8 protein-coding genes and 1 riboswitch are annotated in these 14,625 nt (G+C 71.2%); of the genes, 7 read left to right on the top strand and 1 reads right to left on the bottom strand.

The annotated features are described in order from the left end of the window. Positions 1 to 138 precede the first annotated feature (138 nt). The 5 genes from pulA to ACFVN3_RS18625 all read left to right on the top strand — a co-directional run bounded on the left by pulA (position 139) and on the right by ACFVN3_RS18625 (position 11,384). Complete coding sequence (gene pulA / locus ACFVN3_RS18645; protein ID WP_378234464.1) at positions 139 to 6,330, top strand: pullulanase-type alpha-1,6-glucosidase; 6,192 nt, start codon at positions 139 to 141, stop codon at positions 6,328 to 6,330. Between the two features lie 152 nt (positions 6,331 to 6,482). Further along, complete coding sequence (locus tag ACFVN3_RS18640) at positions 6,483 to 6,965, top strand: GNAT family N-acetyltransferase (RefSeq protein ID WP_378234482.1); 483 nt, start codon at positions 6,483 to 6,485, stop codon at positions 6,963 to 6,965. A gap of 325 nt (positions 6,966 to 7,290) precedes the next feature. Beyond that, on the top strand, positions 7,291 to 8,850 hold the full coding sequence (mmsA, locus tag ACFVN3_RS18635; RefSeq protein WP_378234462.1) for a multiple monosaccharide ABC transporter ATP-binding protein: 1,560 nt from the start codon (positions 7,291 to 7,293) through the stop codon (positions 8,848 to 8,850). A 52-nt stretch (positions 8,851 to 8,902) separates the two neighbouring features. Continuing rightward, complete coding sequence (mmsB, locus tag ACFVN3_RS18630) at positions 8,903 to 10,192, top strand: multiple monosaccharide ABC transporter permease (RefSeq protein ID WP_047234069.1); 1,290 nt, start codon at positions 8,903 to 8,905, stop codon at positions 10,190 to 10,192. An 82-nt stretch (positions 10,193 to 10,274) separates the two neighbouring features. Further along, positions 10,275 to 11,384 (top strand): substrate-binding domain-containing protein, encoded by a 1,110-nt coding sequence (locus ACFVN3_RS18625; protein WP_378234461.1) that lies wholly within the window; start codon positions 10,275 to 10,277, stop codon positions 11,382 to 11,384. A 138-nt stretch (positions 11,385 to 11,522) separates the two neighbouring features. Here ACFVN3_RS18625 and purU read toward each other — a convergent pair whose 3' ends face one another. Beyond that, positions 11,523 to 12,443 (bottom strand): formyltetrahydrofolate deformylase, encoded by a 921-nt coding sequence (gene purU, locus ACFVN3_RS18620; RefSeq protein WP_336721966.1) that lies wholly within the window; start codon positions 12,441 to 12,443, stop codon positions 11,523 to 11,525. Positions 12,444 to 12,550: 107 nt separating this feature from the next. On the opposite strand from purU, the gene ACFVN3_RS18615 reads away from it, so the two are divergent. Both ACFVN3_RS18615 and glyA read left to right on the top strand, forming a co-directional pair. Next, positions 12,551 to 13,069, top strand: a complete 519-nt coding sequence (locus tag ACFVN3_RS18615) for a GNAT family N-acetyltransferase (protein ID WP_378234459.1) — start codon at positions 12,551 to 12,553, stop codon at positions 13,067 to 13,069. A gap of 69 nt (positions 13,070 to 13,138) precedes the next feature. Continuing rightward, positions 13,139 to 13,249: riboswitch (ZMP/ZTP riboswitch) on the top strand. An 81-nt stretch (positions 13,250 to 13,330) separates the two neighbouring features. Next, the gene (gene glyA, locus ACFVN3_RS18610) at positions 13,331 to 14,620 is read left to right on the top strand and encodes a serine hydroxymethyltransferase (RefSeq protein ID WP_378234458.1); all 1,290 of its coding nucleotides are present in this window, start codon (positions 13,331 to 13,333) and stop codon (positions 14,618 to 14,620) included. The last annotated feature ends 5 nt before the right edge of the window (positions 14,621 to 14,625 follow it).

The following is a 14,625-nucleotide window of genomic DNA, read 5'->3' as shown; positions in this document are numbered from 1 at the left end:
GCAGTACAGTTCGGCTCAGCCGTACGCTGAGAAGCCGCGGTCGACGTCGCCCGCTGTCGGTCTCCGTCGTCCGCGTCCACCGGTTCGTGCCAGCTCATGCCTGCGGCCCCGCACCAGCCACCGGACGAGGGAGTCCTCATGACCTCCACGCCGCGACGTCGCCGCGTCCCGCGCACACCGTCGCCCCACCCATCCGACCCTCCGGCCCGTCGCTCGCGCGGGTCCCGTACGACGGCGTCGGTCACCGCCGTCGCGCTCGCCACCTCCGGCCTGGCGGGCGTCACGCTCGCCGCGCTCGCCGCCCCCGCGGCGGGGGCCGACGAGCGCACGCTCGCCCTCGTGGGCGACCTCCAGTCCGAGCTCGGCTGCGCGGCCGACTGGGACCCCGCGTGCGACGCGACCGAGCTCGCGCCCACCGACGCCGCGGGCGTGTGGTCCGCCGACTTCGACCTACCCGCTGGGACGTACCAGTACAAGGTCGCGTTCGACGACGCCTGGGACGAGGCGTACGGCCGCGACGGCGGCCAGGACAACGCGCCGCTCGTGCTCGGCGGCGACGCGACCGTCCGCGTCACGTTCGACGAGGCGACGCACCGCATCGCCCTCACGCCGCTCGGGCTCGCCGGCGGCTACGACGAGGCCCAGGACGCCGACCTCGTGGTGCCGCCCGTGCGCCAGCCCGGGTCCGACGAGCGCTTCTACTTCGTCATGACGGACCGGTTCGCCAACGGCGACCCGTCGAACGACACCGCCGGGCTCGGCGACGACCCGCTCGTCTCCGGGTACGACCCGACGAACAAGGGCTTCTACCAGGGCGGCGACATCGCGGGCCTGCGGCAGAACCTCGACTACGTCGAGGGCCTGGGCACGACGGCGATCTGGCTCACGCCGTCGTTCAAGAACCAGCCGGTCCAGGGCACCGGCGCCGACGCCTCCGCGGGCTACCACGGCTACTGGATCACCGACTTCACGCAGATCGACCCGCACCTCGGCACCAACGCCGAGCTCGAGGCGCTCATCGACGAGGCGCACGACCGCGGGATCAAGGTCTACTTCGACATCATCACGAACCACACGGCCGACGTGATCGACAACGAGCAGAAGCAGTACTCGTACGTCGACCAGGCCACGTCGCCGTACCGCGACGCCGACGGCACGGTGTTCGACCCGGCGGACCACGCGGGCACGGGCGACTTCCCGGCGCTGGACGCCGCGACGTCGTTCCCGTACACGCCGGTGGTGCCCGCGGGCAAGGAGGACCTCAAGGTCCCGGGCTGGCTCAACGACCCGACGCTCTACCACAACCGGGGCAACTCGACGTGGACCGGGGAGTCGGTGACGTACGGGGACTTCGACGGCCTCGACGACCTCATGACTGAGCACCCGACGGTCGTCGACGGGTTCGTCGACGTCTACCAGGACTGGATCGACCTCGGCATCGACGGCTTCCGCATCGACACCGTCAAGCACGTGAACTTCGAGTTCTGGGAGACGTGGACCACCGAGGTCCTCGACTACGCGCACGCGCAGGGCAAGGACGACTTCTTCATGTTCGGCGAGGTGTACGACGCCGACGCGGCGAAGCTCTCGCCCTACGTGCGCAAGACCGACATGAGCTCGACGCTGGACTTCACGTTCCAGTCCGCCGCGACGAGCTTTGCGAGCGGCAACAGCGCCAAGGGCCTCGCCTCGCTCTTCGCGAGCGACGACATGTACACGACGCCCACGACGAACGCGCAGGCGCTGCCGACGTTCCTCGGCAACCACGACATGGGCCGCGTCGGGTACATGCTCGCGAGCACCGACGACCCGCTCGCGCGCGACGAGCTCGCGCACGACCTCATGTACCTGACCCGCGGGCAGCCGGTCGTGTACTACGGCGACGAGCAGGGCTTCGCGGGGAAGGGCGGCGACAAGGACGCGCGCCAGACGCTGTTCGCGACGCAGGTGGACGAGTACGCCGCCCAGCCGCTCGTCACCGGCGAGCAGGCCGGCAGCGTCGACCGCTTCGGCACCGACGCCCCGCTCTACGCGCACATCGCCGAGCTCGCCGCGCTGCGCGAGGCGCACCCGGCGCTCGCCGACGGGGCTCAGGTCGAGCGCTACGTCGAGAACGGCGCGGGCGTGTACGCCTTCAGCCGCGTCGACCGTACGGAGAAGGTCGAGCACCTCGTCGCGCTGAACAACGCGGCCGACGAGCGCTCGGCGACGTTCACGACCCTGACGCCGGGCGCCTCGTACGAGGCGCTCTACGGCGAGTCTGCCCAGCCCGTCACGGCGGACGCCGACGGCACCGTCACGCTGACCGTCCCGGCGACGGGCACGGTCGTGCTGCGGGCCGACCGCGAGGTCGGCGCGGACTCGTCCGGCGAGATCGCGGTCAGCGTGCCGCGGGCCGGGGGAGCGGTGACCGGGGTCGCTCCCGTGGCGGCCACCGTCGACACGGACGCGTGGGCCGAGACGTCGTTCGCGTGGCGCGAGGTCGGGAGCGCCGAGTGGCACCCGCTCGGCACGGCCGAGGACACGGCACCGCGCGTCTTCCACGACGTCGCGGGACTGGCCGAGGGCACCCTGGTCGAGTACCGCGCCGTGACGACCGACGCCGACGGCGACCGTGCCGCCGCGTCGACGTTCGCGAGCGTCGGGGTCGACGTGAGCGGGGTGGTGGGCGAGGAGCCCGAGCCCGAGATCGACCTCGTGACCGTTCCCGGGAGCCACAACGCGGCCATGGGCTGCGCGGGCGACTGGGCCCCGGCGTGCGAGGCCGCGAAGCTCACCCAGCGCGCCGACGGCGTCTACGCGGGCACGTTCGACGTCCCGGCCGGGACGTACGAGTACAAGGTCGCGCTCAACGGGTCGTGGACCGTCAACTACGGCGTCGGTGGCGTACAGGACGGCGGCAACGCGACGTACACGACGACCGGCGGCCCGGTCACGTTCTACTGGGACCCGGTGAGCAAGGACTTCTCGAGCACCGCTCAGGGGCCGATCGTCACGCTGCCGGGCTCCTTCCAGGACCAGGTCGGCTGCCCCGCCTCGTGGGCGCCCGACTGCCTCGCGTCCTGGCTCAAGGACCCGGACGGCGACGGCACCTACACCTGGTCGACCGACCGCCTCGCGGCCGGCGCATACGAGGGCAAGGTCGCGCACGGCCTGAGCTGGGCCGAGAACTACGGCGTGGGCGGCGCACCCGACGGGGCGAACTACCAGTTCTCCGTGGGCGACGGCGAGAACGTGACGTTCTCGTACGACCTCGCGACCCACGTCCTGACCATCGAGGTGGCGAACCCGCCGCTGCCGGGGACCGGTCAGCAGGCGGCGCACTGGGTCCGTGCGGACCTGGTCGCCTGGCCCGGGGACCTCGGCACCGGTGAGGAGTGGACCTTCTGGGCCGCGCCGGACGGCGGGATCACCGTCTCCCCGGGCAGCACGGAGGGTGAGGTGCAGGCTCCGGAAGGCACGGCGTCGTACACGCTCGAGGTGGACCCGGCGGGCCTGCCCGACGACGTCGCCGCCGAGTTCCCGGCGCTCGCCGGGCACACCGCGCTGCGCGTGCTCGACGACGGCGAGCCGCTCGACCGTGCCGCGGCCGAGGCCGCGCTCACCGGCCAGCTCCTCGTGACCCGGGCCGACGACGGCGTCCTCACGGCCGCGACCGGCGTCCAGGTGCCGGGCGTCGTCGACGACCTGTTCGCGCAGGACGCGGCCGAGCGCGAGCTCGGCGTCTCGTGGCACGCCAACGGCAAGTGGGCGTCGTTCGCGCTGTGGGCCCCGACCGCGAAAGCGGTCTCGGTGCTCGCGTGGCCCGCGGGGGCGTCGCTCGACGACGACCCGCGCCGGTTCGAGGCCGCGCGCCAGTCCGACGGCACGTGGACGCTCGACGGCAGGGCCGCCGACAAGAAGCTCGGCGGCGCCGACGTCGGCTGGAAGGGTGCGCGCTACCTCTACGAGGTGCGGGTCTACGTCCCGAGCACGGGGAAGGTGGAGACGAACGTCGTCACCGACCCGTACTCGGTGGGACTCACCCTCGACTCCACGCACTCGGTGGCCGTCGACCTCGACGACCCCGCGTTCCGCCCGAGCGCCTGGGAGGGCACGCCCGCCCCGGTCGTCGAGCGCGCGGTGGACCAGACGATCTACGAGCTGCACGTGCGCGACTTCTCGATCTCCGACGAGACGGTCCCCGCCGAGCGGCGCGGCACCTACCTCGCGTTCGCAGAGCGGGACTCGGCCGGCATGACGCACCTGCGCGAGCTCGCGGACGCGGGCCTCACCACGGTGCACCTCCTCCCGACGTTCGACATCGCGTCGATCCCCGAGGACCGTGCCGCCCAGAAGACGACGGGCGACCTCTCCGGGTTCGCTCCCGACTCGACCGAGCAGCAGGCCGCGGTCGCGGCGGTGCAGGCGCAGGACGGCTTCAACTGGGGCTACGACCCGTGGCACTTCAGCACGCCGGAGGGGTCGTACGCGGTCGACGCGGACGGCGGCGCGCGCGTGGCGGAGTTCCGCACCATGGTCGGGTCGCTCCACGGCGCCGGGCTGCAGGTCGTGCTCGACCAGGTGTTCAACCACACCGCGGCGAGCGGGCAGGACGCGAAGTCGGTCCTCGACAAGGTCGTGCCGGGCTACTACCACCGGCAGAACCCGACCACGGGCTCCGTCGAGACGAGCACGTGCTGCCAGAACGTCGCGACCGAGCACGCGATGGCGGGCAAGCTCATGGTCGACTCGGTCGTCACGTGGGCCCAGGACTACAAGGTCGACGGGTTCCGCTTCGACCTCATGGGGCACCACTCGAAGCAGAACATGCTCGACGTCCGGGCCGCGCTCGACGAGCTCACCCTCGCCGAGGACGGCGTCGACGGGAAGAGCGTCTACCTGTACGGCGAGGGCTGGGACTTCGGCGAGGTCGCGGGCAACGCGCTGTTCGAGCAGGCCACGCAGGGCCAGCTCGGCGGCACGGGCATCGGGACGTTCTCCGACCGGCTGCGTGACGCCGTGCACGGCGGCTCGCCCGTCGACGGCGCCTCGACGTTCACGCAGGGCTTCGGCACGGGCCTGGCGACCGACCCGAACGGGCAGCCCGCCCGGGCGGGAGAGCCGGGGACCGTGAACGACGGCTCCGCGGACGAGCTCGCCGACCTCGGCCATCAGACCGACCTCGTGCGCCTCGGGCTCGCCGGCAACCTGCGCGACTACACGCTGGTCACGTCGACGGGCGAGGAGAAGCGCGGCGACGAGATCGACTACCGCGGGGCACCGGCCGGCTATGCCGACTCACCCGAGGAGGTCGTGACGTACGTCGACGCGCACGACAACGAGACGCTGTTCGACCTGCTCACGCTCAAGCTCCCGGCCGACACGCCGATGGACGAGCGCGTGCGGATGAACACGGTCTCGCTCGCGACCGCGGCGCTCTCCCAGACGCCGTCGTTCTGGCACGCGGGCACGGACCTGTTGCGGTCGAAGTCGCTCGACCGCAACAGCTACGACTCGGGTGACTGGTTCAACGCGATCGACTGGACGGGTCAGGACAACGGGTTCGGCAAGGGCCTGCCGATGGCGGCCGACAACGAGGACAAGTGGCCGCTCATGGCCCCGCTCCTCGCGGATCCGGCGCTCGAGCCGTCGCCCGACGACATCGCCACCGCGTCGGCGCAGGCGGAGGATCTCCTGCGGCTGCGGCACTCCTCCGAGCTCTTCCGGCTCGGCGACGCGGACCTGATCCGGGAGAAGGTGTCGTTCCCCGACGCCGGTCCGGACCAGGTGCCCGGCGTGATCGCGATGTCGGTCGACGACACGGCGGGCGACGACGTCGACCCGGCGCTCGACGGGCTGCTCGCCGTCTTCAACGCCTCGCCGGACGAGGTCACCGTCCCGCTGTCCGCGTTGGCGGGCCGCGAGTACGTGCTCTCGCCGGTCCAGGCCGAGGGGAGCGACGCCGTCGTGCGGGGCACCACGTGGGACGCGGCCTCCGGGACCGTCACGGTCCCGGCGCGCACCGTCGCGGTGCTCGTCGAGCCGCAGGCGGGTGGCGACCTGCCCGTCTCCGTCGAGGTGCAGCCCCGCTGCCTCGCGGGCAAGGCGTACGTCGCGGTCCGCGCGACGAACGACGGCGCCGTCACGGTGGACCTGACGCTCTCCACGCCGTTCGGCGAGAGGGCGTTCACGAAGGTCGCAGCCAGGAAGAACGCCTACCAGTCGTTCGCGACGCGGGCGAAGACCGTCGCGGCGGGAGAGGCCGTCGTCACGGCCACCGCGGTGGTCGACGGCGAGGAGGTCACCTCGTCCTTCACCGTCGAGCACGAGGGGCTCACCTGCTCCTGAACGGCGAAGCGTCGTCCTGACTCTCCACCCGCCGACCATGCGGTCGTCGCCCGTCCTGGCCTCAGGACGGGCGACGACCGCATGCTCGTCCGGCCTCGGGCCCGCCGCGGTGGCTCGTTCCACGGCTGGTACGGTCACGAGGCGTGAGCAGCATGTCCTCGACCGGCCCCGGCCCGATGACGGGTCTCTCGTTCCGTACGGCCGTGGCGGCCGACCTGCCGCGGGTCGTCGCGCTCATCGCGGACGACGCCATCGCCCGCGCCCGGACGGGGGAGGTCGGTCCCGAGCACGAGGCGGCGTTCGCGGCGATCGACGCCGACGCGAACAACGAGCTGGTCGTGGTCGAGCTCGACGGGGAGGTCGTCGGCACGATGCAGCTCACCGTGATCCCGGGGATCTCCCGGCGCGGGGCGTCTCGGCTCCTCGTCGAGGCGGTCCGCGTCGACCGCGGTCTCCGCGGGCAAGGCGTCGGCCGCGCGATGATGACGTGGGCCCACGCGTGGGGCGTCGCGCGAGGCTGCACGCTCGCCCAGCTCACGTCCGACAAGCAGCGGGCCGACGCCCACCGGTTCTACCGGTCGCTCGGTTACGAGCAGTCGCACGAGGGCTTCAAGCTCCCTCTGCTCCGCGCGTAGCGCGGGCGGGACCCGCACCCCCGTCGACGTTGCACCACCCACACCGCGGTGTTAGCGCTGTCACATCGCGGGAGCGCTCTCGCGACTTCATGGCCTGACTCCATGGGAGCGCTATCGCGATGTTTGCGCTCACATCGCCACGAAACAGACAGCGCTGTCAGGACTTAGGTCGCTGTTTGGTCACGGTTCTGGCGATCCTTGCGTTCAGGAGTTGACGCCAAGAACGTGACCGGCATAACGTCAGGCCCGCTCGGGCGGCGCTGAGGGTGTCCGGGTACGCGGCGCGTCGGTGCGCGGCGAGCTGTCCTCGGCAGGAGGAGGTCCGATGACGGACGAGCGCGTGATCCTCGAGATGCGAGGCATCACCAAGGAGTTCCCGGGCGTGCGCGCCCTCGACGACGTGAACCTGCGGGTGCGAGCCGGCGAGATCCACGCGATCTGCGGCGAGAACGGCGCCGGCAAGTCGACGCTCATGAAGGTGCTCTCGGGCGTGTACCCGCACGGGACGTACTCGGGCGACATCTACTACGACGGTGCGGAGGTCCAGTTCAAGGACATCCGGTCGAGCGAGCACGCGGGGATCGTCATCATCCACCAGGAGCTCGCCCTGATCCCCGAGCTCTCGATCACCGAGAACATCTTCCTCGGGAACGAGGTCAAGGGGGCGTTCGGCATCGACTGGGGCGCGGCCCGCCAGCGCGCCGAGGAGCTCATGGCGCGCGTCGGCCTCCAGGAGTCGCCCGACGCCCAGATCAAGAGCATCGGCGTCGGCAAGCAGCAGCTCGTCGAGATCGCCCGCGCCCTCGCCAAGGACGTGCGCCTGCTCATCCTCGACGAGCCGACGTCCGCGCTCAACGAGGAGGACTCCGAGCACCTGCTCGACCTGCTGCGCGGCCTGCGGTCCAAGGGGCTGACGAGCATCATGATCTCCCACAAGCTCAACGAGATCGAGGAGGTCGCCGACTCGATCACGATCATCCGCGACGGTCGCTCGATCGAGACCCTCGACGTCCAGGGCGACGCCGTCGACGAGGACCGCATCATCCGCGGCATGGTCGGCCGCTCGCTCGAGTCGCGCTTCCCGGCGCACACGCCGTCCATCGGCGAGACCTTCTTCGAGGTCGAGGGCTGGACCGTGGAGCACCCCGAGGTGCCGGGCCGCTACGTGTGCAAGGGCTCGACGTTCCACGTCCGCCGCGGCGAGATCGTCGGTTTCGCCGGGATCATGGGCGCCGGCCGCACCGAGCTCGCGCGGTCGCTCTTCGGGCGGTCGTACGGGCGCTACAAGTCCGGCGTCGTGCGCATCGACGGCCGCGAGGTGTCCATGCCCACGGTGCTCTCGGCCATCGAGAACCGGATCGCCTACGTCCCCGAGGACCGCAAGGCGCTGGGGCTGAACCTGCTCGACACGATCCTCGGCACGATCCAGGCGGCGAACCTGCCGCGCATCGCGAAGGCGGGCGTCATCGACCAGGACGCAGCGTTCGTCGCGGCCGAGTCGTACCGCAAGGCGTTCTCCATCAAGGCGCCGAGCGTGCACGAGGGCGTCGCCAAGCTCTCGGGCGGCAACCAGCAGAAGGTCCTGCTCGCCAAGTGGATGTACACCGAGCCCGAGCTCCTCATCCTCGACGAGCCGACGCGCGGCATCGACGTGGGCGCCAAGTACGAGATCTACGGCCTGGTCCAGAAGCTCGCCGACGCGGGCCGCGGCGTGGTGGTCATCTCGTCCGAGCTGCCCGAGCTCCTCGGCCTGTGCGACCGCATCTACACCGTCTTCGAGGGGCGGATCACGGGCGAGGTCCCCGGGTCGGAGGCGACCCAGGAGGGGCTCATGCGCCTCATGACCGGGACGCCCGGCGACGCACCCTCCGACGCCGCCGCCTGAGCGCGTCCCCCCAACCAGCCACCGCATCGCAACCGAGAAGGAACCACCGACGATGTCGTCCATCAAGCAGCTGCTGAGCGGGGGAGCGCGCCAGTTCGGCATGCTCTTCGCGCTCCTCGCCCTGGTCATCTACTTCCAGATCGCCACGGGCGGGCGGGTCCTCACGCCGAGCAACGCGCAGAACCTGCTCAACGGCAACTCCTACATCCTCATCCTCGCGATCGGCATGGTCCTCGTGATCATCGCGGGCCACATCGACCTGTCGGTCGGGTCGGTGGCCGCCGTGACCGGCATCATCGTGGCCATCGCCATCCGGGACTGGGGCATCCCGTGGTGGCTGGGCATCCTCCTCGGGCTGTGCGTGGGCGCGGTCATCGGCGCCTGGCAGGGGTGGTGGGTGGCCTACGTCGGCATCCCAGGCTTCATCACCACGCTCGCCGGCATGATGCTCTTCCGCGGCCTCAACCAGTTCATCGGCAAGTCGAACACGGTGCCCGTGCCGCAGGAGCTCCAGACCCTCGGTGGCGGCTACCTGCCCGAGTGGGGGCCGAACACCGGCCTCAACAACTCGACGCTCCTGCTCGGCGTCCTGGCGATCGCGGCCGTCGTCTGGTCGGAGTTCCGCCGCCGCGCGAGCGCCCGCAAGCTCGGCGCCGAGCCGGTCCCGACCTCGGTCGCCGTGACGCGCGTCGTGCTCTTCAGCGCCGTGATCGCCTACCTCACGTACCTCTACGGCTCGGGCCGCGTCGGCACATCGTTCCCGGTCCCCGCGCTCGTGCTGGTCCTGCTCGTCGTCGTCTACCAGTTCGTGGCGTCGCGGACCATCACCGGTCGCCACGTCTACGCGGTGGGCGGCAACCGGGCGGCGGCGGCGCTGTCCGGCGTGAACATCAAGCGCACCAACTTCTTCGTCATGATGAACATGTCGATCCTCGCGTCGCTGGCCGGGATGATCTTCATCGGCCGCTCGACGGCCTCCGGCCCGTTCGACGGCAACATGTGGGAGCTCGACGCGATCGCGGCGGTCTTCATCGGCGGGGCCGCGGTCTCCGGCGGCGTGGGCACCGTCGTCGGCTCGGTCATCGGCGGCCTCGTCATGGCCGTCCTCAACAACGGTCTCCAGCTCATGGGCGTCGGCTCCGACATGACCCAGATCATCAAGGGCCTCGTGCTCCTCATCGCGGTCGCGTTCGACGTCTACAACAAGGTGCAGGGTCGGCCGTCGATCATCGCGCTGATCTTCCCGTCGCGGCGCGACAAGGGCACCGGAGCCGTCACGGGCGCCGACGACGCCCAGCCGGAGGTTCCGGTCGAGGCCGGGGCCACCGCCGCCAAGGGCTGACCTGACCGATCCCTCACGTCCCACCCACCGCACGACCCCTGACCGCATCCGACGACGGATGCCCGACAAGAAAGTGGTACCCATGAAGAAGCTCACCACGACGCTCCTGGCGCTCACCGCCGCGAGCGCGCTCGTGCTCAGCGGCTGCTCCTCCGACCGCGGGGGCGACGCCGGTGGCGACTCCACCGGCGGCGGCGAGTCCGCGGCTGCCGGCTTCGAGGAGGGCGCGACCATCGGTGTCGCCCTCCCGCAGAAGACCTCGGAGAACTGGGTGCTCGCCGAGCAGCTGTTCAACGACGGGCTCACCGAGGCCGGCTTCAAGCCGATCGTCCAGTTCGCCAACGGCGGCGTCTCGGAGCAGCAGAGCCAGATCGACGCCATGGTGGAGCAGGGCGCGAAGGTCATCATCGTCGGCGCCATCGACGGGTCGCAGCTCGGGACCCAGCTCAAGAACGCGAAGGACAACGGCGCGACCGTCATCGCCTACGACCGTCTCGTGAAGAACACGGACGCCGTCGACGAGTACATCGCGTTCGACAACTACCAGGTCGGCGTGCTCCAGGGCGAGGCGCTGCTGCAGGGCCTCGCCGAGCGCAAGGGTGAGGGCCCGTACAACATCGAGCTCATCGCCGGCTCGCCCGACGACGCGAACTCGACGCCGTTCTTCGAGGGCGCCATGAGCGTGCTCGACCCGAAGATCGAGGACGGGACGCTCGTCGTCCCGTCCGGCCAGACGTCGTTCGAGCAGGTCGCGACGCAGGGCTGGAAGGCCGAGAACGCGCAGAAGCGCATGGACACCGTGCTGTCGGGCAGCTACTCCGACAAGGAGATCGACGGCGTCCTGTCGCCGAACGACACGCTCGCCCGCGCGGCGCTCACGTCGGCCAAGCAGGCCGGCAAGGAGACCCCGGTCATCACCGGCCAGGACTCCGAGGTCGAGTCGGTCAAGTCGATCGTCGCGGGTGAGCAGTACTCGACGATCTACAAGGACACGCGCAAGCTCGTCGAGGAGTCGATCAACGCGGTGAAGGCGCTCCAGGCGGGCGAGGAGCCGGAGATCAACGACACCGAGTCCTACGACAACGGCGTCAAGGTCGTCCCGGCCTTCCTCCTCGAGCCGGTCATCGTCACGCAGGAGAACGCGGCCGAGGTCTACGCGGGTGACCCCACCCTCGAGGAGCTCACCAAGTGACCCGTTCGCTCTGAGCGACCGGGAGGCGACGGCGTACCGGCACGCCGCCGCGCGACGACCCCCGTCACGTCCTCGGACGTGGCGGGGGTCGCCGTCGTGCAGGGAGAGGTGCCGGGAAGCCCGGCGGGAGCCCGCGGCTCAGCGGAAGACGACGGTGCGGTGCCCGTCCAGGAGCACGCGGTGCTCCGCGTGCCAGCGCACGGCGCGCGCGAGCGTCTGCCGCTCCACGTCCTCGCCGATCGCCACGAGGTCCTCGACGCGGCGCGAGTGGTCGACGCGCTCGACGTCCTGCTCGATGATCGGGCCCTCGTCGAGGTCGCCCGTCACGTAGTGCGACGTCGCGCCGATGAGCTTGACGCCGCGGTCGTGCGCCTGGGCGTACGGGCGTGCGCCCTTGAAGCTCGGCAGGAACGAGTGGTGGATGTTGATGATGCGACCGGGCATCTCGCGGCACAGCTCGTCCGAGAGGATCTGCATGTATCGCGCGAGGACGACGAGCTCGACGTCGAGCTCGGCGACGAGCCCACGCAGGCGTGCCTCGGCGTCGGCCTTGGTGTCGCGCGTGACGGGCACGTGGTGGAACGGCTTGCCGTAGAACGTGGCGATGTCCTCGAGGTCGCGGTGGTTGCCGACGACGCCGACGACCTCGATCGGCATGCCCTGGGAGCGCTCGCGGTAGAGCAGGTCGACGAGGCAGTGCGGCGCCTTGGAGACCATGAGGAGCGTGCGGACCCGGCGCCCGACGACGTCGAGCTGCCACGTCATGGCGAACCGGGCCGCGACCTCCTCGACCGCGCGCTCCAGCTCGGCGCGCTCCGCGGCCGCCGTGACCTGCACGCGCATGAAGAACAGCCCCGAGAGCGGGTCGCCGAACTGCTGCGACTCCGTGATGTTGCCGCCGAGGCGGGCGAGCGCGCCGGCGACGGCGTGCACGATCCCCGGCCCGTCCGGGCACGAGAGCGTGAGGACCCAGTGCGTGGGGTCGCCGGTCGGGGGCTGCGCGGTGCGGAGCGCCGAGGTGTCGGGGACGTCGGCGCCACGGGGATCTGTCGTGGACACCCCTCAGAGGGTAGCCGCGTCCCGGCGCTGACGAGGCCGCCGTCCGGCAGCCTGACATCACCCGGACACGCGCGGTCGCGCCGCGCGATGTCTGACACGATGTCTTCATGAACGACGCGCAGATCACGACCCGCCTCGTCGACGACGCCGAGGCCGGTGAGCTCCTGACCCTGCGGCGGGCGGCGTTCGTCACCGAGGCGCAGCTCTACCAGGACCCCAACATCCCCCCGTTGACCCAGACCCTCCACGAGCTGCGCGAGGACCTCGCGCGCGAGGACGTCGTGACGATCGGGGCGTGGCTCGGCCCGCGCCTGGTCGGCTCGGTCCGCGTCGAGATCGAGGACAGCAAGGCGACGCTCGGCCGGCTCGCGGTCGCGCCGGACATGCAGGGCCGCGGCATCGGGACGCAGATGCTCTTCGAGGTGCTGCCCTACCTGCCCGAGCAGACGTCGGAGATCTGGGTCTTCACGGGCAAGGACTCCAAGCAGAACCTCGCGATGTACACCAAGCACGGCTACGAGGAGCAGTACGACAAGGCCGCCGGCGACCTCACCTACACCTACCTGCGCCGCATCCTGGGCGAGGCCGAGGCGCGCAACGAGTCCGACGCCGTCGGGCAGGAGTAGCCGGGCAGGAGCAGGCGAGGCCGGGCCCGGGCGAGAGCCCGGGACCCGGCGACGGGCCGTGCGCTAGGATCGACGCGTCGTGACTGGCGCCGCCCGGTGGAACTCCGCCCGGGCAGGGTGGATCACCACCGGGGAGCGACACGCTGTGCAGACGACGGGTCGTTCGCCTGGGCCCCGGGTCACCCCCTGGTGGGGCGTACCCGGCGAGCCGGGAACGTGACCACCGACGACACACTGCCAAGCACCCGCGGAGGAGACGCCATGAGCGCCCAGCCAGCCGACAACGTCCTCGACACCCCGCTCGCCGAGCTCGACCCCGAGATCGCGGCCGTCCTCGACGGGGAGCTCGCGCGCCAGCGCGACACCCTCGAGATGATCGCGTCCGAGAACTTCGTCCCGCGCGCCGTCCTGCAGGCGCAGGGCTCCGTGCTCACCAACAAGTACGCCGAGGGCTACCCGGGCCGCCGCTACTACGGCGGCTGCGAGCAGGTCGACGTCGCGGAGAACCTCGCGATCGCCCGCGCCAAGGACCTGTTCGGTGCCGAGCACGCCAACGTCCAGCCGCACTCGGGCGCCACGGCCAACGCCGCCGTGCTGCACGCGCTCATCAACAAGGGCGACAAGATCCTCGGCCTCGAGCTGGCGCACGGCGGTCACCTCACGCACGGCATGAAGATCAACTTCTCCGGCAAGCTGTACGACGTCGCGGCGTACGGCGTGGACCCGCAGTCCTACCGCATCGAGATGGACGAGGTCCGCAAGCAGGCGCTCGAGACGCGCCCCGACGTCATCATCGGGGGCTGGTCCGCGTACCCCCGTCACCTCGACTTCGCCGCGTTCCGCGAGATCGCGGACGAGGTCGGCGCGAAGCTCTGGGTGGACATGGCGCACTTCGCGGGCCTCGTGGCCGCGGGCCTGCACCCGTCCCCGGTGCCGTACGCGGACGTCGTGTCCTCCACGGTGCACAAGACGATCGGCGGACCGCGCTCCGGCTTCATCCTGAGCAAGGAGGAGTACGCCAAGAAGATCGACTCCGCCGTGTTCCCGGGCCAGCAGGGCGGCCCGCTCATGCACGTCGTCGCGGCCAAGGCCGTGTCGTTCAAGATCGCGGGCTCGGACGACTTCCGCGACCGCCAGGAGCGCACGCTGCGCGGCGCGAGCATCATCGCCGACCGCCTCGCCCAGGCCGACGTGGCCGAGGCCGGCGTCTCCGTCCTCACGGGCGGCACCGACGTGCACCTCGTGCTCGTCGACCTGCGCCACTCCGCGCTCGACGGCCAGCAGGCCGAGGACCTCCTGCACGAGGTCGGCATCACCGTGAACCGCAACGCGGTGCCGTTCGACCCGCGCCCCCCGCGCGTCACGTCCGGCCTGCGCATCGGCACGCCCGCGCTCGCGACGCGCGGCTTCGGCGACGCCGAGTTCACCGAGGTCGCGGAGATCATCGCGACCGCGCTCCGCGAGGGCGCCGCGACCGACGCCGACGCCCTGCGCGCCCGCGTGCAGAAGCTCACGGCCGACTTCCCCTTGTACCCGGGCCTGCAGCAGTGAGCCCC

Source organism: Cellulosimicrobium sp. NPDC057862 (assembly GCF_042797035.1).
Taxonomy (GTDB): Bacteria; Actinomycetota; Actinomycetes; order Actinomycetales; family Cellulomonadaceae; genus Cellulosimicrobium.
Note: the sequence above shows the minus strand (reverse complement) of the source record. Positions and strands in the feature narration are given on the sequence as shown.

Excerpts from the sequence above, each read along its gene's own strand:
- mmsB (WP_047234069.1), top strand. The coding sequence starts at position 8,903 with ATGTCGTCCATCAAGCAGCTGCTGAGCGGGGGAGCGCGCCAGTTCGGC.
- ACFVN3_RS18615 (WP_378234459.1), top strand. The coding sequence starts at position 12,551 with ATGAACGACGCGCAGATCACGACCCGCCTCGTCGACGACGCCGAGGCC.
- glyA (WP_378234458.1), top strand. The coding sequence starts at position 13,331 with ATGAGCGCCCAGCCAGCCGACAACGTCCTCGACACCCCGCTCGCCGAG.
- ACFVN3_RS18625 (WP_378234461.1), top strand. The coding sequence starts at position 10,275 with ATGAAGAAGCTCACCACGACGCTCCTGGCGCTCACCGCCGCGAGCGCG.
- pulA (WP_378234464.1), top strand. The coding sequence starts at position 139 with ATGACCTCCACGCCGCGACGTCGCCGCGTCCCGCGCACACCGTCGCCC.
- mmsA (WP_378234462.1), top strand. The coding sequence starts at position 7,291 with ATGACGGACGAGCGCGTGATCCTCGAGATGCGAGGCATCACCAAGGAG.
- ACFVN3_RS18640 (WP_378234482.1), top strand. The coding sequence starts at position 6,483 with ATGTCCTCGACCGGCCCCGGCCCGATGACGGGTCTCTCGTTCCGTACG.